Genomic DNA, 17191 nt, shown 5'->3' on the forward strand with positions numbered 1-17191 from the left:
ACGACTTTTCTTCTGAAATAAAATGCAAGGATAGTGAATCACAGTGAAAATCAGGTTACAAACGATTGCTTTTTGCTTGGCTAGCTTGGCCTTCCTGAGTGCTTGGCTGCCGTCGGCTGAAGCTGCGGAATCAACTACTTCATCAAGTTCGACAACAGCACCAACTTATATCGTCAATGGCGAAAAGGCTGACGCCGATCCCCAGCTTCCCTACGAAGATCTAAAAAAGATTGAATCCTACAGTCCTTGGTACAATCGCTATACCGATTATACTGGCGGCTACATAATCTGTTTTCCCCGCGACATGCAAATTGATGCCAGTCTATCTGCGGTGCGAACCACCTTTTCCAATGCGACGACGCAAATTGAAGTTTACGCCGATAAATTAGACGGAGATCCGCAATCTGGCGCCGCCTACTTGACCGACAGCAATAAATTTGCGGAAAATCAAAATGATCATGGTATTTTAGCTGACAGCCGCTTTGCTTTAAACGGTTTTCAAGTCCGCTTGCTAAAATGGACGCGCCACCGCTTAAAAACCGTCACGGAAGATAAAAACAACTATGTAAGCATCGAGCTCGTCAAAAACAACCGCGACGCCTTTACCGTACTTATAAAATCAAGCGAGCCTATTGTAAATGAAATGCAGATTTTAAATAGCTTTCAAACCGTTGCTAAAAAGGGAATCGCCGGAGTATATCAACACTATAAACCGACACCAAAAACACCAGTTAATGAAGAAACAAAGCAATTTGCCAAAAAGTATCTGGCCGATAGCAGCCCGCAGCGTTGGGGCATGTATGAGGCCAATGCGCCCGAAGAATTTGGCTATTTAACAGGCTTAGAGGAAGAACTGCGCTACTCCTTTCCAGTATTAATCCGCTATCAAACTTTCGATGAAACCTTTCCCGTAAAATCTCTGCAAAACGCCTATGATCACAAAAAGATCATTGAGCTATCATTGCAGACCTTTCATTATAACGATGACAACTCAAGCGTGCTCTATGAAATTTTAGACGGCCGCTATGATGATTATTTTAATACTTACGCCCAATCTGTAAAAAAATTCGGCCATCCGATCCTGTTACGCCTCGACAATGAAATGAATGGCCGTTGGTGCCCTTACTCAAGCTTTTTCTTCAGTAAGGATCCTGAGTTATTTAAACTCGTCTGGCGTCATATTCACGATATTTTTACCAAAAATGGCGTAAATAATGTCTTGTGGGTCTGGAATCCTAATGACGAATCCTTCCCCAAAGCAAACTGGAACAACTATTTAAATTATTATCCCGGCGACGCTTATGTCGACGTGGTAGGTTTAACAGGCTACAATACAGGAACGTCCCTGCCTGGCGAAAAATGGCGCGAGTTTAATACAATTTATCGTCCCTTGTATGGCGAATACAGTCGACTCTTTGATCAGCCTTTGATCATCGGCGAATTTGCTTCAGCCTCGGCTGGCGGCAACAAAGTTGCCTGGATTCAAAAAATGTTTGATCAAATCGGTCAGTATGATCGAATCAAATTAGCTATTTGGTGGAATTACAATGACTATAACAGTTCTGGCGCTATTTTGCGCAATTATCGTATGGATGATTCCTTAGCTTTGAAAGAAACCTTCCGCCAAGGTCTGGAACTCTTTAAAAGCAATCAAAATTAAAAAAGCTGTCTTGCTATCCCTTCTTGATATTAGAAGGGAAGCAAGGCAGCTTTTTCGTTAATTCACTACTTTTGTGATAAAATCTCATAAAGTTTGCCACTGATGGCTTGGGCAATCAATCGTTTCCCTTCACTATCGGGATGAAGTCCATCAGCTGACAAGCGATCAGGCAGGATATCATTACGGTCGCGTAACAACGCTGCCGCATCGACAGCATCATTTTGACTTAGAACCCAGCGATTTACCGTGCGACGCACCGACTGCCAATCAGGCGGCAGTGGTCGGCCAATCTGCACAGCTACCTTCGCTGGATTGACTGGGCAAATTGTCACAAATACAGGCCGCATATGATGTTCAAGGGCCTTTTTCTTTAATTGTTTCAAATTAGCAATAATATCGGCGGCGCTAGCGCCATCACGAATATCGTTAATTCCAGCAAAAATAACGAGTACCTTGGGAGAAAAAGGCAGTACATCCTGGTCAAATCGCTCTAACAACGCCTCAGTCGTATCGCCGCTTTTACCAAGGTTTTTTATCGGATAAGAGACCGACTGCGTCCAGTCGTAAATGGCGATACCTGGCGGCGATGAGAGAGCGCCGCCGCCATGAGTAATGCTATCACCTAAAGCAGCCACAGTATATCCCGTCTGTCTCACCGTAAACGTACTAGGCTTAGACCAATCACTAACAGGCCGGCCTGTTTTATCAAGAGCCTGTACCTGCCAATAATAGGTACCTGCGCAATTATAACTATGCCAATCATAACAATCAAAAGAATTACCGCCATCAATTTGATAAGACACGACTAGTGGATTATTGCCACTATCAGGCTGTCCAGCATAAACAGAAACACGATAACTGTCAGCCCCTAAAACAGGCACCCAATAATAGGCAGGATATAACAGCGTCGATTGCGGATCGGAAAAATCTGTTAAAGGTAACGGCGCTGTCGGATTTTTTTCTCCCCTTGCCAAAGATTTCATTTCACTATACTCGCCTAATGGCTCCTTAGCGCCATTCAACGGCCGTACGCGCCAAGAGAGTTTGGGTGATTTAGGTAAAGCCGTGAGATCTATTTCCTTGCCGGGCACACTTGTCGTAATAGTAGTAACGACCGAAGCCCCGTCACGAATTTCCACTTCATACATAGCGGCATCAGCCATACTATCCCATAAAACACGAACACTTTCCGCTGCCGCCATGCTTGGTGTAATCAAACCAAAACAAAAAAACAAACCGATTGCCATACTCCAAATAGTTTTTACCAATTTTCTTGTCATTCTTTCTCCTTCTTCCGAAAAATTTGCCAAGCTAGATTCCCTTTGCTATAGTAAAATAGTTATCAACTTGTTCGTTCATTATAAATTTATGAAATTGATTCAAGAACAAAGGACTGATGTGTATGAAAAAATTGCTTCTGTTAAGTTTGCTGCTGTTCCATTTTACCTCTTTTTCTATGGCCTTGGCTAGTCCAAAGACAGCGCCTGCGTCAAATGCAGCTCCGCCCGCGCCAATAAAGTATACAGTCTATCAGGATCAGGCCAACGGTTATAGTCTCTCCTATCCTGACACCATGACTGTTGATGATCATGAATCGGCGCTAAGAACGATCATTAGTGACCAAACGACCAAAATTGAAATCTACCGTGATGATTTCACGGGCACAGTGACAAATTCTGATGTATATATTACCTATGGTAATAGCTTTACGAAAAACACCAAGGATCACGTCATTCAGGAAGAAACGAATCAAACGATCCATCGACTTCCCGTCCATGGCTTAAAATGGATGCGAGCTAAACTCATTCATGCTGACGATGACAAGAATTATTACGCGTCCTATGAGATTGTTAAAAATAAGAATGAGGTTTACACGCTCTTTTTCAAATCGAGCGAACCGATTACGATTGATAAAGAAGTTGTCCAAAGTTTTAAAGTGACCGCACGCTCTGGTGCAGCCAATCTCATTCGTCCGGCTGTTGCGATTACGCCCAATTGGAATGACGAAACGAAAGCTCTCTATCAGCATTATTTTGCCGCTACAGCCCCGCTGCGTTGGGGTATCTTTGAAAAAACCTCGCCAAAAAACTTTACCTACTTAAAATCCCTGGAACAAAAATTAGATTATCAGTTTCCAGTTGTTACCCGCTATCAATCACTCACCGGCCAGTACTTTCCGATGGAAGATTTAAAAAACGCTTACGCGAATGGACGTCTCGTCGAACTGACGATGCAAACCTTTCTCTGGGGCGCCAAAGATGAGGTAAACCGTAGTATTATGTATGATGTCCTCGACGGACGCTATGATGCCTATCTCAATTCCTATGCGAAAAAGCTCAAAGAATTCGGGCACCCCGTTCTGTTTCGTCTCAATAATGAAATGAACGGCGACTGGTGCTGGTATTCTGCCTTTAACACTAGCAAAGACACTGATATTTATACAGGCGTGTGGCGTTATATTTATCAAATTTTCCAAGCCAACGGTGTCAACAATGTGTTGTGGGTCTGGAATCCCCATAGCCCATCAAAACCAACTTTCGCCTGGAACCATTATATGATGTATTATCCCGGCGATGAATATGTCGATATTATCGGTTTAACTGGTTACAATAACGGCACGTATTACCCTGGCGAAACCTGGCGGTCTTTTGATCAGATTTATGGCAATCTCTATAAAGAATATGCCGCCCTCTTTGTACAACCCTTTATGATTGCTGAGTTTGGTTCTAATTCCGTCGGCGGTGATAAAGCGGCCTGGGTAAGAGATATGTTCGCTTCTCTGCCTCGCTATGACCGCATTAAACTGGCCGTATGGTGGAGTTCCACTGATTATGATGCCAAAGGTCAGCCTGCTCGTATTTACAATCTTGATGAAAATGCAGCCGTCATTGAAGCCTTTCGTGAGGGGTTAACGAAAGGGGCCTCTTTACAGGACGGCTCTAACCCGGTAAAATAAACCTGTGTAACATTGTATGCACCACTGTAGGATTGTAGGATTTGGTAGGATGAAGCAAGTAAAAACTAAACTGTTTCTTTGTAGAAAGGTAGGATGGTATTTATGTCAATTCCCTTGATTATTGTCTCACTTTATGTCGTGCTGCTCTTTGCGATCAGCCTCTATGCTCGTCATGTGGCTTCCAAAAATAGTGCTGGTTTTTTACTAGCAGGACGCCAGCTCAACACAGCCATGGTGGCTGTCAATATTTCCGGTGTGGCCGTCGGCGCCGCCTCCACGATCGGCGTAGCCGAAAATGCCTTTCAGGTTGGTATTTCCGCCGGATGGTATACAGCAGCTTGGGCCGCAGGCGCTATTGCCATGGGCGTAATCGGCGCAAAACGCTATCGTGCCGTGGAGTGCACTACGTTACCGCAATTCTTTGAACATTACTATGATACGAAAGGTCGGACTGCCTGCGTATTTGGTCTAATTATTATTCAGCTTGTTATTACCTCCCTGCAATACTTGGCAGGCGGCGCCATCTTATCATCACTGCTGCCGGAAGTATTTACAATGGAGACAGGTATGTATACAAGCGCTGTCGTCTTTATCGGCGTTACGCTCATCGGCGGTCTTTGGTCTTCCGGCCTTGCGAATATTATAAGCATTACACTCATCTATTTCGGTATTTTCATCAGCACTTTTGAAGCAGTCACCAACCAAGGCGGTCTAGCCACGCTCGCTGCTAAACTGCCGCCTACGACAGATTGGTTTGGTCCTGTCGGCGGTTTAGGCCTTGCAACAATTACTGGCTGGTTTGTTGTTATGATTACTCAAACGCTGTCAGCACAAGGTCCGGTCCAGGTTGCCTGTGCGGCTAAAAATACCACAACAGCTCGCCGCGGTTTTCTCTGGGGGGCGCTCCTGATTCTACCAATTGGTTTTCTCTGCGCAATCTTAGGACTTGCCGCTAAAGTAAATTATCCCGGCATTCAGTCTACTATGGCTCTGCCGCAAATCATTATGAGTTTGAACCCTGTTTTGTCAGGCATTACCTTATCAGCCCTCTGGGCTGTTGACGTCTCAACGGCCTGCCATTTGCTCCTTGGTGCTGGCGCGCTCTTTTGCCAAGATATTTACAAACGCTTTATACACCCCACAGTGAACGAAAAAACCTATCTCTTGGTAAATCGCCTCTCCGTGCTAGTGTTAGGTCTGATGACTCTCTACTTTGCTTTCCATGCCGTCGGCATTTTAAAAACATTATTAATTGGCCTAAGTCTGACAACAGCTTTTACACTTGTCTTTTTGGCCACGCTCTTTTTCCCAGGACTTTGCCGCCGCAGCTCGGCTTTTTATACGACTATTGCCGGGATCTTAGCGCTAGCCGCGTGGCAATTCATTCCAGCCGTCCGTATTTTCTCTCACCCAATTTATCTAGAATGGGCTGTCTGCCTTGCCGCCTTTACTCTCACAGCAATTGTCGATAAACGTTCGATTCTCAGTGATTCCCCGCAAAAAAACGTTTTGATTGGAGATATGATTAAATCATGACAGAATCAAGCACTCATGTTGCTAGAGCAGCGCTGCGTCTGGCGCTTAGTCAGAGCCGCGAAGAAGAACAGCAGCTTCGCGCGATGTACGGCAAAGAACAGATCCTTGTCACTGCAGTCGATTTTGGCGGCGATTTTGTTCCCCTCATGAAAAAAATTATTGAGCGAGCTGCCGTAGCCGCTCAGCGTCAAGGGCTTGTACCGGCTAACCACGTCGGGGAAGGCGCTGTCGCTGGTGCTACTAAAGCCGCGTTGGAACAAGTTTCAGCAAAAGCTTTAGGCATGAGTGTCGGCGGTAAAATTGGTCTGGCCCGCTACGGCGAGCATTTGTGTGTGGCCCTCTTTCTCGCTGTCGGTGTATTAAATTTGAATGAGGTCGCTGTAGGGTTGGCGCATCGGTCCTTAGCGGACATTTCATAGCACACTTACGCGTAAGTAATATTGCCAAATTTTTGCCAAAACCGCAGATATTTTATATCTGCGGTTTTATTCTTACTAGAAAACGCCAAACTTTTTTCCTATTTCGCTATTTTTTACTAGTCAAAGACTCTTATTGTGACATACAATTGATAGAGATACTCTTATTTTTATACTAGACTTTTATTTTGAGGAAGTGAGTCTTTGCGACGAATTGATATCCAAGAGGCAAAACCAGGGATGGTTTTAGCCCGTGATATTATGACTTATACAGGGATGATTCTATTATCACGCAACGTGGTGCTAACTCAAAGCTATATTGCCAAGCTTGAGGCCATGCAGGTAAGCACTTTATGTGTCATTGACCCCCTTTATGAGGGGATTGAAGAAACAGAATATATAAGCATTGAAATGCAACAACAGGCGCTGTCTATCCTTCATCAAACCATGTCTGACTTAAAAAACAAGGGGACTTTTTCGGTAAAACTGTTATCCAATATGGCCTCCGACTTAGTCGAAGAACTTCTTAGTCAGGCAGACATTTCCATTTGTCTGACAGGAATTTTCTCCCATGACGATACGACCTTTTCCCATTCTCTCAATTGTGCAATTTACGCGATCTTACTAGGAAGATTCAGCGATTTGACCGTACCGCAACTCAAAGAACTTGCCTGCGGCGCCTTACTTCACGACGTGGGGAAAAACGAAATCAGCCTAGATTTATTGAATAAACCAGAGAAGCTAACTGAAGAAGAATTTGAGCTATTAAAAAATCATGCCCAGTGGGGATTTAATTCCTTAAGAAAAATGCGGTGGGAGCTCTCTAGTTTATCGGCCCATATGGCCTGGCAACACCACGAACGAATTGATGGAACAGGCTATCCTCGCGGCCTCAAAGGCGACGAAATTTTGCAATATGCTCGTATTTTAGCTATTGCTGATGTTTATGACGCCATTACGGCGAATCGCCCTTATCGCCGGGCAATGCCGCCCAAACAGGCTTATGATATTATTTATAAAGGTCTCGGAGTGCATTTTGACCAAGCTTTAGGACAACGTTTTCTATCTCGCGTGGCTCTCTATGCGCCGGGAACCATGGTTGTATTAAATACAGGCCAGTCCGCCCTCGTTGTATCGGTTCCCTTTGACGCTCCGTCTAAGCCGGTGATTCGCATTATAACCGATCAAGAAGGCAAGGTTTGTTCGCCCCATGAGATCTCATTAAAAGATACTCCCCTGCTAAAAATCATGTATTGCAAGACCTAAACAGGATTTTGAAGAAATTTGCAGGAAAAAAATGCGTAAAAGCTTTGATTGTTGTATAATTTAAGTATTGTTTACAGTTTGAAAGGAGTTTATTACATGGCTACTATTAATGAAAATTATTTGAAGCTACCAGGCAGCTATTTGTTTGCTGAAATTGCCCGCAGAGTGGCGCACTTTAAAGATGAACATCCCGATGCGGACATTATTCGTTTAGGGATTGGCGATGTAACACGCCCCTTGCCGCCTGCAGTAATCGACAGCTTACATGCAGCAGTTGATGAAATGGCTGATGAAAAAACCTTCCGCGGCTACGGTCCAGAACAAGGCTATGCCTTTTTAATTCAAAAAATTATTGATACTGATTATGTTCCACGCGGTATTGATTTAGCGGTTGATGAAATCTTTGTCAGTGATGGTTCGAAAAGTGATGTAGGTAATATTCAGGAAATCTTCGGTTTGGAAAATACCGTTGCCATTACGGATCCTGTATATCCGGTTTATCTTGACACCAATGTCATGGCTGGTCGTACTGGCGAACTCGTAAATGGAAAATTTGGCAAAGTTCTCTACCTTACTTGCAATCAGGCCAATAACTTTGTGCCAGAACTTCCCCAGGAAAAAGCAGATTTAATTTATTTGTGCATGCCTAATAATCCCACAGGAACTACGCTGACGAGAGAGCAGCTAAAAGTTTGGGTCGATTACGCCAAAGCGAATGGCTCGATCCTCCTTTATGACTCCGCTTATGAAGCCTATATCCAGGAAGATAATATTCCTCACAGCATTTATGAAATTGAAGGCGCGAAAGATGTAGCTATTGAATTTAGATCCTTCTCCAAAACAGCAGGATTTACTGGTACTCGTTGCGCTTATACAGTAGTACCGAAAACAGTTATGGCTGCTGCTGCTGACGGAACGATGCATCCCTTAAACAGCCTCTGGAATCGTCGTCAGACAACGAAATTTAATGGTGTTCCTTATATTATTCAAAAAGGCGCTGAAGCTGTTTACTCCGAAGCAGGCCAAAAACAGGTAAAAGCCCTTGTCGCTTATTACATGGCCAATGCCAAAATCATTCGTGACGGTCTCGCTAGCCTTGGCCTCACTGTATTCGGCGGCGTGAACGCCCCTTATATCTGGCTGAAAGTTCCCGAAGGCCTCGACTCCTGGCAATTCTTTGATAAACTTTTATCGGAAGCGAACATTGTCGGTACGCCTGGCAGCGGCTTTGGCCCAGCCGGCGAAGGCTATTTCCGTTTAACCGCTTTCGGCAATCAGGAAAGTACCAAAGAAGCAGTAGAACGCATCAAAACAAGATTAAAGCTGTAAAAAGCATCTTTTATCCGGACTAAGATACGAAAGGCCCTATCACAGTTACGTGATAGGGCCTTTCGTTCAAAAATTACAAGTCGCATTGCTGCAAAAAATGATTTGTACACGGATCGGGCTAGCAGCTATTTTATACCTAGTTTTGAGCACGTTTTGCCATATAAGCATGCATGGCTTCACGAATCGCTTTTAGTTCGGGCGTACCAGGTAAATAGGCAAGAATATGATCGACATAGTTTTTCTCCCTAACTTTCTGCACCGTCCAGTCAAAATTTAAATCATACACCCAAGAGAGACGGACAAGTTTTCGATCATCAGGCGTTTTCATATTTTCAAAAAAAGTTTGTTTGCCAACAGCTAAATCCTGCAGAATCTGAGGACTGCAGCCTTGTTCCGTTGGTGGCGCCAGAAACGGTTCCAGAACGCGAAAAATATCAAGTTTATCACCATCGCGAATAATTTTCGCAAAAAGCAAGTGCCGCTCTGTCGGCGCTGCTGGTATTTTGACAGCATTATGGGCCCCGATCGCAAACCGCACAATATCAGCATCGACTTCACTAATCAGCGCCAACCAGCCCAGCCGTTCCAGTTCGACTAGACCTAATTCAGCGTGATTAACGGAAAGTTTATCATTAAAAGTCTTATAACGACTATATTGGGAAAAGCGCCCCACATCATGCCACAATCCAATGAGCTCGCTTAAAGCTTGATCCGCCGCGCCAAGCTGCAAGACTTGAGCTAACGACCGACAGTGAGCTGCTACTTTATCAGTATGAAATTCCTTCATATCCATATGCTGCTGAATATCAACATCATCAGAACGAAACTCAGCCACATAGTCATGAAAAGCCTTTGTTCTTTCTGCTAAAAAAGCTTGATCCATGCAAACGCCTCCCTACGGTAAAAAACTTTACGAAGCCCTCAATCTTTGCTAAGATTACATTAGGAAACAAAAGGAGTGAGGCCAGTTGAAAACAATAGCACTAATTGCCCATGACAAGAAGAAACAAGAAATGCTCGCCTTTGTAAAAGAACATAAAAACATTCTTTCGCATTATCATCTGATTGCCACGGCTACCACCGGTCGCCTAATCTCCGAAGAAACATCGCTCCCTGTTCTCACCTTTTTATCAGGCCCTTTAGGCGGTGATCAGCAAATTGGCGCTCGTATTGCTGACGGCGAAGTAGCTCTCGTTATTTTCCTCCGCGATCCGCTTACAGCGCAGCCCCATGAACCTGACATTACAGCGCTGCTTCGCGTTTGCGATGTTCATAATATTCCCCTTGCAACAAACCAGACTAGTGCTCATCTATTACTGACGGCTTTTGATGAAGCTCATTAATTTATGACTTTTGACAAAATAAGCGAATCTATCACGTTTGATAGATTCGCTTATTTTTATTTAACGGCCAATACTGGTACAGGCAAATACGTTACGAGTTTATGAGCCACACTGCCCACAAGCAGTCCTTCAAAACCACCAAGACCACGGGTGCCGCAAATGACCATATCGGCCTTTACGTCTGTTACATAATGCTGTATCTCGTCAACAACATTGCCAAACAGAGTTGCCGTGTGAACAACTACATTCTGCGCTTCGCAAAAAGATTTTGCCGCCTCCAGCTGTTCCTCAATCTCTTTTTCGGCCATTTCTTTTAACTCTTCCGAAAAGCAAACGCCGGCATAATCTACACCGACAAGTAAAGATGATGGTACTAGCACCATGACAACATCAATCACCGCTTTAGAAGCGCCAGCAAATTTCACAGCCCAATCCAAAGCCCGTTTACTATGCTCTGATCCATCATAGGCCACTACAATTTTTTTGAGTTCAATCATGGGATTTCCCTCCTTTAAACGATCTTTTCGCCGTGATAGCGTTCGCCATCGGCATCAGGCAACAGTCCATACCGTTCGGTCCATAAGGTTTTATATTTGAGCGCTTGAGCATGAATACTCGGCCAATCGGCTTCCGTCGATTTTATAACCTTACCAGGCAGACCCATTACTAGAGAATGCGGCGGAATAACCTGCTTTTCCTTAACAAGAGCGCCAGCAGCAATAATACTGCCCGTTCCAATGACCGCGCCACTTAAAACAATAGCCCCCATGCCAATAAGACAATGATCTTCAATGATGCAGCCATGCAAAATAGCATTATGACCGACAGTCACAAAGTCGCCGATGAGAGTGGGAAAATTATCAGTTACATGGACAACACTATTATCCTGCACGTTGCTATAGCGGCCAATTTCAATACGATTGACATCACCGCGTACAACGGTATTGAACCATACACTGCTAAATTCTTTCATGGTTACAGCTCCGATAATCTGGGCTCCATCAGCAATGAATGATTTCTTATCTAGAGCCGGACTGTGTCCTTCAAAATCTTTTACCATAGGCTCGCCCTTCTTTCCTTACGCTATTTTTCTTTCATTAGTTTATAATGGTTCTTATCTTTTGTATTCTGGAAAAATTCACAACTTCCTGCTGCTTCTAAAAATGAGCTCCCCCGCCACAGGTAGAAAATTGTCCTTGATTCGTTACTTCGTCAATCGCGGCAGCTACCTGCGACAACATATGGCGAATCTCTGTCACCGTACTGACAAGCGGCGGCATAAAGACGATCACATCGCCAACAGGACGGATAAAAATTCCATGTTCTCTTGCTTTCATGCATACTTTGGCCCCCATCGTCTGATCCCAGGCATAAGGAGTCTTTGTTGCTGAATCAGCCATAAGCTCAATGCCCGCAATCATACCGCATTGTCTAGCATCACCGACATGCTCAAGAGCTGCAATCTTAGTTAATTCTTCAGCAATAGCCGCAAGCTTCGGCGTCAAATTTTCAATCACTTGATCCTTTTTAAAGATTCTAAGACTCGCTAATGCAGCGGCGCAAGCTAGTTGATTTGCTGTATAGGAATGACCATGATAAAAAGTTTTCTTTGCCGCCATATCACCCAAAAAAGCATCAAAAACAGCCTGAGTCGTAACAGTTGCCGCTAGCGGCATATAGCCGCCCGTAATCCCTTTTGATAAAGCCATGAAATCAGGTGTTACCCCTTCCTGCTCACAAGCAAACAGCGTTCCGGTGCGTCCAAAGCCTGTAGCTACTTCATCAGCAATTAACAAAACTTCATAGCGCTTTGTCACCTCTCGTACTTTCGCCAAATAGCCAGGGCGCGCCATAAGCATGCCAGCTGCCGCTTGAACAAGCGGTTCCATAACCAGAGCGGCAATTTCTTCATGATGCTCCGACAACAGCTTTTCCAAGGCTTTCACACACTCCCACTGACATGTTTCCGGCGATTTAGCCAACTTACAGTGATAGCACGATGGCGAAGGAATCGAAAAGGGTTTAAATAAAAGCGGCTGAAACACCCGGTGAAATAAATCAATGCCCCCTACACTGACTGTTCCCACTGTGTCACCATGGTATGCTTGTTCCAAAGAAATAAAGCGCTTCTTATTAGGTCGCCCTTGATGCTGCCAATACTGAAAAGCCATCTTAATGGCCACTTCAATGGCTGTTGACCCATCGTCAGAATAAAAGACTTTACAAAGCCCCTTAGGCGCTATAGCGATGAGTTCAGCGGCAAATTGCGACGCTGGAATATTTGCCAAGCCTAGTGCCGTACTATGAGCTACCTTGCTAAGCTGAGCTTGAATGGCTTCATCAATTTCCGCACGACCATGACCATGAATATTAACCCATAAAGAGGACACGGCATCATAGTAGCTTCGCCCCTCTGTATCTGTCAACATAATCCCTTTCGCCGAAGCAATGACGGTCTGCGGTTCTTCTAGCCAGCCTTTCATTTGCGTAAAAGGATGCCATAAATACTCTTTATCTTGCTGTTCAATCTGATTCATTTCAATCCCCGCTTTCGTTAACCTTATTTGAATTTTAAGTTTACCAAATAAACAAAAGAAATGTTAACCGGCCAAAAAGCCAATGTTAACATTTCTACTATACACTCATTTATAATACTTGTAAACCCTAACTCACAACAGGCAGCGGCAGTACATAGAAGAAAACAGCGATAAAATGCGCTGCACTGCCAGCCAGAACAAACAAATGCCATACGGCATGATTATAAGGCATGCGGCGCCATAAGTAAAAAATCGCTCCCACAGAGTAGAGAATTCCGCCTATCATCAGCCACAATAGGCCTTCATGGGGCAAGGTTTCCATAAGCGGCTTGATCACGACTACGGCAAACCACCCCATCAGCAGATAGCAACAAGTAGAAAAGATCTTAAAGCGTCTGACGAAAAAGATTTGAAAAACAATCCCGACAAGCGCCACAGACCAAATCACTGCAAAAACGGTCCAACCCAAAGTCCCATGCAACGGCACTAGTACAAAGGGCGTATAGGTTCCCGCAATCAATAAATAAATCGCCGAATGATCAATAATTTGGAAAATCGCCTTAATTCGTTCATTGGAAAAACTATGATACAACGTGGAAGCTAAGTATAGTAGCACCATAGAAATCCCATAGATGAAAGAACTGACAATATGCCAAGTACTGCCGCTCGTATAAGCGGCAAAAACGAGAACAGCTAAAGCAACAAGAGCAAAAGCCGTTCCGACACCGTGAGTAATCGCGTTTAATTTTTCCTCCATGCAAACCTCCTTATCGCCTAATAAAAATTCATTTATTTAACCGCTTTCGCCTCATAAATAAAAGTTTCTCCCGCAGCCTTAGGAATCCACAGCGGAATTTCCCGATTTTCAACACAAAATGGCGTCGGTGGTTCCCATACAGGACCAAAAGCATGCATCGCTACGACCAGCTTCGTATCCGTATCGCGGCAAAAAGTCTCAACGCCAAGCGTGCGATATTCTTCCAAGCGGCTGTCCACCGGGAAAAAGGCAACATCAAAAGACTCGCCCTTTAATTTTTCCATTTCTCTCGCAAAATCAGCAGCGGCTTGCTTAATATTTTCGGGCGTATCACCATTCCAATGCCACCAGTTCAAATCACCAGCATGAAAAATCTTATGTCCTTCTACTTCAACCAAAAAAGAAATTCCCGCATCAGTCGAACCAAAGCTCTTTACTGTCACTGTAGCTTGGCGGCAAGTTTCATAAGGCGCCATTACACTAACTTTATCAGACATAAAAGCTGCAGTACCACTTTCTGCTGCAATATCATGTGATAGGAAGTAATAAGAATCATTCTGCCACTGGGCAATTGCCGGATTAAAATGATCACCATGGTTATGGGAAGAAAAAACAAACCATTTTTTCCCATTCCCCCGCTTAGCGGCTACTTTACCCGCCGGATCACGATAGTAATCAAAAATCAATATATGGTGATCGGTTTCCACCATAAACCCACTATGTTCTAAAAAGGTTAGCTCCACGCTAATCCCTCCATTTCAGCTCCTTCAATAAAAAGGAAAGTAATTTTTACTTTATTATACTATAAATTATCATTTAACATCATATCTTAATGAAAAGTTTTTTTAGTTCCAAGTAGGAATCATCGCTTCCATGCAGAAAATAATAAACCAGAAACGAAAAGAAAGGACTGAGTACCATGGAATATAATTTATCGCTAGGTTTAAGCAACGAAAAACAAGAAAAGGTTACGACTGATAACACAGCCATCCGTTATGGCAGCGGCGGAGCAGCAGTCTATGCTACGCCAGCCATGATTGGTCTTATGGAAGCAACGGCTCTATCTATTGTCGACCCACGACTACCGGCAGGTCTCGCTACGGTAGGAATTCAGCTAAATGTTCGCCATCTAGCTGCGACGCCAATCGGTATGACAGTCCGCTGCACGGCAAAGCTTACTGAAATAAAAGGAAAACGTTTGATTTTCTCCGTAGAAGCCTTTGATGAAAAAGAAAAAGTTGGCGAAGGCACCCACGAACGCTACATTATTGAATTAGAAAGCTTTTTAAAAAAATCTCAGTCAAAATTAAATTGAGTCATTAAACAAAGCATCTTCCTTTTTCCGGCGCTCGATCTGTTTTTTATAAATAAATTGAATCAGCTTTTGCCGCTCAACTTCTTCAATCTTAGTAAAGCGTAAACCGCAAAAAACTTTTTCATTTTCCGTAATGACAGTTCGCAAAATTTCACCTTCCACTTCTAACGAGAAAAAAGGCGATAAAGGCAAAACAATATTCCAACAAGACCCTATAGCTAGTTTGCTATCCTCTGGGCAAAGAATACACATGCCATTGCCGCTAATATCACGCGTAAGAGTTTTGATGACCACTGGCAAAGCAGGTGTCTCCCCATCTTTTGCCGCCACTTCCTTTGCTGTCAAAACAACATCAAGATTAATGTTAAATCGGACAAAATCGCGCAATTGGTCTCGTCTGGCTGTTGTCGGATAAGTAATGGTCCACAAAGCAAAAGGTTCTCTTGTGTAGCGCAGTAATGAAGCTTGAAACACATAGGCGCAGTCATCAGCCACAATTCTTACCGTATAAGGTTCTTGGTAGCGTCGCGGTAAAAGCTGCCCCTTGCCATAAGGTTCTGATACTAGCAGCGTTTTTTCTTTGTCACCAATTTCCTCAATACGGCTGTGATACATATGAACCGACTGATTCAAGGGGTCAAATTCAACAAACTCTAACTTTCTTAAGGGTGTAATAAATTTTTTTATATCCATAGCTTTTCCCCCTTCAAACAGGAATAAACAAAGCGTTTTTCTAGGTAATCTGTTGCTATTTTTCTTTTTTTCTTTGACAAAGTCCTGCTAAAAAAAATGGAATGGTATATTTTTCTTTTCCATATTGACGGCAAAAACAAGGTGCTGTAAAATGAAGTTGTGACAATTTTGTGAAAAAAATAACACTTTTGATGAGGTGACTTAAATGAGTAGATTTACAATTCCAAGAGATGTTTATTTTGGCCGCGGTTGCATGGCGGAAGTACTAGAAAACTTAACAGGCAAACGCGCTGTTATTGTAACAGGCGGCAGCTCGATGCAAAAATTTGGTTTTCTCGATAAAGTGACTGACGCTTTGAAAAAAGCTGGTTTGGAAGTAAAACTCATTGAAGGCGTTGAACCAGATCCCTCTGTCGAAACAGTCTTTAAAGGCGCCGCTTTAATGCGTGAATTTGAGCCTGACTGGATCGTAGCCCTCGGCGGCGGTAGCCCTATTGATGCGGCTAAAGCGATGTGGATTTTCTATGAACATCCAGAAACGACCTTCGACGATGTCAAAGACCCCTTTACAGTCCCTCTTCTGCGCAATAAAGCAAAATTTATCGCGATTGCCTCTACTAGCGGTACGGCAACAGAAGTAACGGCCTTCTCAGTAATTACGGATTATTCCACCAAAATTAAATATCCTTTAGCCGACTATAATTTAACGCCTGATATTGCGATTGTCGATCCAGAACTTGCTGAAACAATGCCACCGAAACTTGTCGCTCATACCGGCATGGACGCCTTAACTCACGCCTTGGAAGCTTACGTGGCTAGCGCTCGCTCTCCTTATACAGATCCGTTAGCATTGCAATCCATTATTATGGTTAAAGAATATATTTTGAAATCTTACGAGGGCGATCACGAAGCCCGCGAACAAATGCATAATGCCCAGTGCCTGGCTGGTATGGCCTTTACGAATGCGTTGTTAGGCATTACTCACAGTATTGCCCATAAAATTGGCGCTCTTTTCCATATTCCTCATGGTTGCGCCAATGCAATTTTACTGCCCTTCGTTATTGAGTTTAATCAAAAAACCGTTGGCAAGGATTATGCGAAAGTGGCAAAACAGCTTGATCTCCCTGGCGCTTCTACGGAAGAGCTTACAGCAAGTCTCGTACAGTTTATCCGTAATCTCAATAAAAAACTAGAAATCCCCGCTACGTTAAAAGAAGCTGGCGTAACCCAAGAACTCTTTGACACAAGTGTCGACGGGATTGCCACACACGCGCTAGAAGATCCTTGCACAGGCTCAAATCCTAGATCCATTTCGGTAGAAGAAATGAAAGAACTTCTGACTTGCGCCTATACGGGAAAAGAAGTAACTTTCTAAGCAAAATA

17 protein-coding genes are annotated in these 17191 nt (G+C 43.7%); 9 read left to right on the forward strand and 8 right to left on the reverse strand.

The window, feature by feature from the left end; translation table 11 throughout:
* Positions 1–43: 43 nt before the first annotated feature.
* Positions 44–1660: a glycoside hydrolase family 26 protein gene (locus AC0MXB_RS12375; RefSeq protein ID WP_474039991.1), complete on the forward strand. Its 1617-nt coding sequence runs from the start codon at positions 44–46 to the stop codon at positions 1658–1660.
* A 65-nt stretch (positions 1661–1725) separates the two neighbouring features.
* Here the strand turns inward: AC0MXB_RS12375 and AC0MXB_RS12380 are convergent, their stop codons facing one another.
* Positions 1726–2940 (reverse strand): SGNH/GDSL hydrolase family protein, encoded by a 1215-nt coding sequence (locus AC0MXB_RS12380; protein ID WP_474039992.1) that lies wholly within the window; start codon positions 2938–2940, stop codon positions 1726–1728.
* A gap of 122 nt (positions 2941–3062) precedes the next feature.
* Between AC0MXB_RS12380 and AC0MXB_RS12385 the strand changes: the two genes are divergently transcribed.
* The 5 genes from AC0MXB_RS12385 to AC0MXB_RS12405 all read left to right on the forward strand — a co-directional run bounded on the left by AC0MXB_RS12385 (position 3063) and on the right by AC0MXB_RS12405 (position 9163).
* Positions 3063–4616, forward strand: a complete 1554-nt coding sequence (locus AC0MXB_RS12385; RefSeq protein WP_474039993.1) for a glycoside hydrolase family 26 protein — start codon at positions 3063–3065, stop codon at positions 4614–4616.
* 102 nt (positions 4617–4718) lie between these two features.
* Positions 4719–6152, forward strand: coding sequence for a sodium:solute symporter family protein (locus AC0MXB_RS12390; RefSeq protein ID WP_474039994.1), 1434 nt, complete (start codon positions 4719–4721; stop codon positions 6150–6152).
* Positions 6149–6571: a HutP family protein gene (locus tag AC0MXB_RS12395; protein ID WP_474039995.1), complete on the forward strand. Its 423-nt coding sequence runs from the start codon at positions 6149–6151 to the stop codon at positions 6569–6571. The genes AC0MXB_RS12390 and AC0MXB_RS12395 overlap by 4 nt, the downstream gene beginning before the upstream one ends.
* A 201-nt stretch (positions 6572–6772) precedes the next feature.
* On the forward strand, positions 6773–7834 hold the full coding sequence (locus AC0MXB_RS12400; protein ID WP_474039996.1) for an HD-GYP domain-containing protein: 1062 nt from the start codon (positions 6773–6775) through the stop codon (positions 7832–7834).
* A 96-nt stretch (positions 7835–7930) separates the two neighbouring features.
* On the forward strand, positions 7931–9163 hold the full coding sequence (locus tag AC0MXB_RS12405) for an LL-diaminopimelate aminotransferase (RefSeq protein ID WP_474039997.1): 1233 nt from the start codon (positions 7931–7933) through the stop codon (positions 9161–9163).
* A 136-nt stretch (positions 9164–9299) separates the two neighbouring features.
* On the opposite strand, the gene AC0MXB_RS12410 is transcribed toward AC0MXB_RS12405, so the two are convergent.
* The gene (locus AC0MXB_RS12410) at positions 9300–10046 is read right to left on the reverse strand and encodes an HD domain-containing protein (RefSeq protein WP_474039998.1); all 747 of its coding nucleotides are present in this window, start codon (positions 10044–10046) and stop codon (positions 9300–9302) included.
* A gap of 85 nt (positions 10047–10131) precedes the next feature.
* On the opposite strand from AC0MXB_RS12410, the gene mgsA reads away from it, so the two are divergent.
* Positions 10132–10506 (forward strand): methylglyoxal synthase, encoded by a 375-nt coding sequence (gene mgsA, locus AC0MXB_RS12415; RefSeq protein WP_474039999.1) that lies wholly within the window; start codon positions 10132–10134, stop codon positions 10504–10506.
* Between the two features lie 56 nt (positions 10507–10562).
* Here mgsA and AC0MXB_RS12420 read toward each other — a convergent pair whose 3' ends face one another.
* From AC0MXB_RS12420 to AC0MXB_RS12440, 5 genes are all read right to left on the reverse strand, one after another.
* Positions 10563–11003, reverse strand: a complete 441-nt coding sequence (locus AC0MXB_RS12420; protein ID WP_474040000.1) for a universal stress protein — start codon at positions 11001–11003, stop codon at positions 10563–10565.
* A 14-nt stretch (positions 11004–11017) separates the two neighbouring features.
* A complete protein-coding gene (locus AC0MXB_RS12425) occupies positions 11018–11566 on the reverse strand; it encodes a gamma carbonic anhydrase family protein (protein WP_474040001.1) in 549 nt (182 codons plus the stop codon).
* 97 nt (positions 11567–11663) lie between these two features.
* Entirely contained in the window at positions 11664–13043 is a 1380-nt protein-coding gene (gene bioA, locus AC0MXB_RS12430) for an adenosylmethionine--8-amino-7-oxononanoate transaminase (protein WP_474040002.1), read from the reverse strand.
* Positions 13044–13170: 127 nt separating this feature from the next.
* Positions 13171–13800: a PAQR family membrane homeostasis protein TrhA gene (gene trhA, locus AC0MXB_RS12435; RefSeq protein ID WP_474040003.1), complete on the reverse strand. Its 630-nt coding sequence runs from the start codon at positions 13798–13800 to the stop codon at positions 13171–13173.
* Positions 13801–13832: 32 nt separating this feature from the next.
* The gene (locus AC0MXB_RS12440; protein WP_474040004.1) at positions 13833–14543 is read right to left on the reverse strand and encodes an MBL fold metallo-hydrolase; all 711 of its coding nucleotides are present in this window, start codon (positions 14541–14543) and stop codon (positions 13833–13835) included.
* 176 nt (positions 14544–14719) lie between these two features.
* Here AC0MXB_RS12440 and AC0MXB_RS12445 point away from each other — a divergent pair, with 176 nt between their 5' ends.
* On the forward strand, positions 14720–15115 hold the full coding sequence (locus tag AC0MXB_RS12445; protein ID WP_474040005.1) for a thioesterase family protein: 396 nt from the start codon (positions 14720–14722) through the stop codon (positions 15113–15115).
* Here the strand turns inward: AC0MXB_RS12445 and AC0MXB_RS12450 are convergent.
* On the reverse strand, positions 15107–15808 hold the full coding sequence (locus AC0MXB_RS12450) for a flagellar brake protein (protein ID WP_474040006.1): 702 nt from the start codon (positions 15806–15808) through the stop codon (positions 15107–15109). The genes AC0MXB_RS12445 and AC0MXB_RS12450 overlap by 9 nt on opposite strands.
* 205 nt (positions 15809–16013) lie before the next feature.
* Between AC0MXB_RS12450 and AC0MXB_RS12455 the strand changes: the two genes are divergently transcribed.
* The gene (locus AC0MXB_RS12455; protein ID WP_474040007.1) at positions 16014–17183 is read left to right on the forward strand and encodes an iron-containing alcohol dehydrogenase; all 1170 of its coding nucleotides are present in this window, start codon (positions 16014–16016) and stop codon (positions 17181–17183) included.
* The last annotated feature ends 8 nt before the right edge of the window (positions 17184–17191 follow it).

The organism is Pelorhabdus sp. sgz311001, assembly GCF_055901755.1.

Bases quoted from the DNA above. Each gene is read 5' to 3' on its own strand.
- AC0MXB_RS12380 (WP_474039992.1), bottom strand. From the start codon at position 2,940: ATGACAAGAAAATTGGTAAAAACTATTTGGAGTATGGCAATCGGTTTG.
- AC0MXB_RS12385 (WP_474039993.1), top strand. From the start codon at position 3,063: ATGAAAAAATTGCTTCTGTTAAGTTTGCTGCTGTTCCATTTTACCTCT.
- AC0MXB_RS12390 (WP_474039994.1), top strand. From the start codon at position 4,719: ATGTCAATTCCCTTGATTATTGTCTCACTTTATGTCGTGCTGCTCTTT.
- AC0MXB_RS12395 (WP_474039995.1), top strand. From the start codon at position 6,149: ATGACAGAATCAAGCACTCATGTTGCTAGAGCAGCGCTGCGTCTGGCG.
- AC0MXB_RS12405 (WP_474039997.1), top strand. From the start codon at position 7,931: ATGGCTACTATTAATGAAAATTATTTGAAGCTACCAGGCAGCTATTTG.
- AC0MXB_RS12410 (WP_474039998.1), bottom strand. From the start codon at position 10,046: ATGGATCAAGCTTTTTTAGCAGAAAGAACAAAGGCTTTTCATGACTAT.
- AC0MXB_RS12420 (WP_474040000.1), bottom strand. From the start codon at position 11,003: ATGATTGAACTCAAAAAAATTGTAGTGGCCTATGATGGATCAGAGCAT.
- AC0MXB_RS12425 (WP_474040001.1), bottom strand. From the start codon at position 11,566: ATGGTAAAAGATTTTGAAGGACACAGTCCGGCTCTAGATAAGAAATCA.
- bioA (WP_474040002.1), bottom strand. From the start codon at position 13,043: ATGAATCAGATTGAACAGCAAGATAAAGAGTATTTATGGCATCCTTTT.
- trhA (WP_474040003.1), bottom strand. From the start codon at position 13,800: ATGGAGGAAAAATTAAACGCGATTACTCACGGTGTCGGAACGGCTTTT.
- AC0MXB_RS12445 (WP_474040005.1), top strand. From the start codon at position 14,720: ATGGAATATAATTTATCGCTAGGTTTAAGCAACGAAAAACAAGAAAAG.
- AC0MXB_RS12450 (WP_474040006.1), bottom strand. From the start codon at position 15,808: ATGGATATAAAAAAATTTATTACACCCTTAAGAAAGTTAGAGTTTGTT.
- AC0MXB_RS12455 (WP_474040007.1), top strand. From the start codon at position 16,014: ATGAGTAGATTTACAATTCCAAGAGATGTTTATTTTGGCCGCGGTTGC.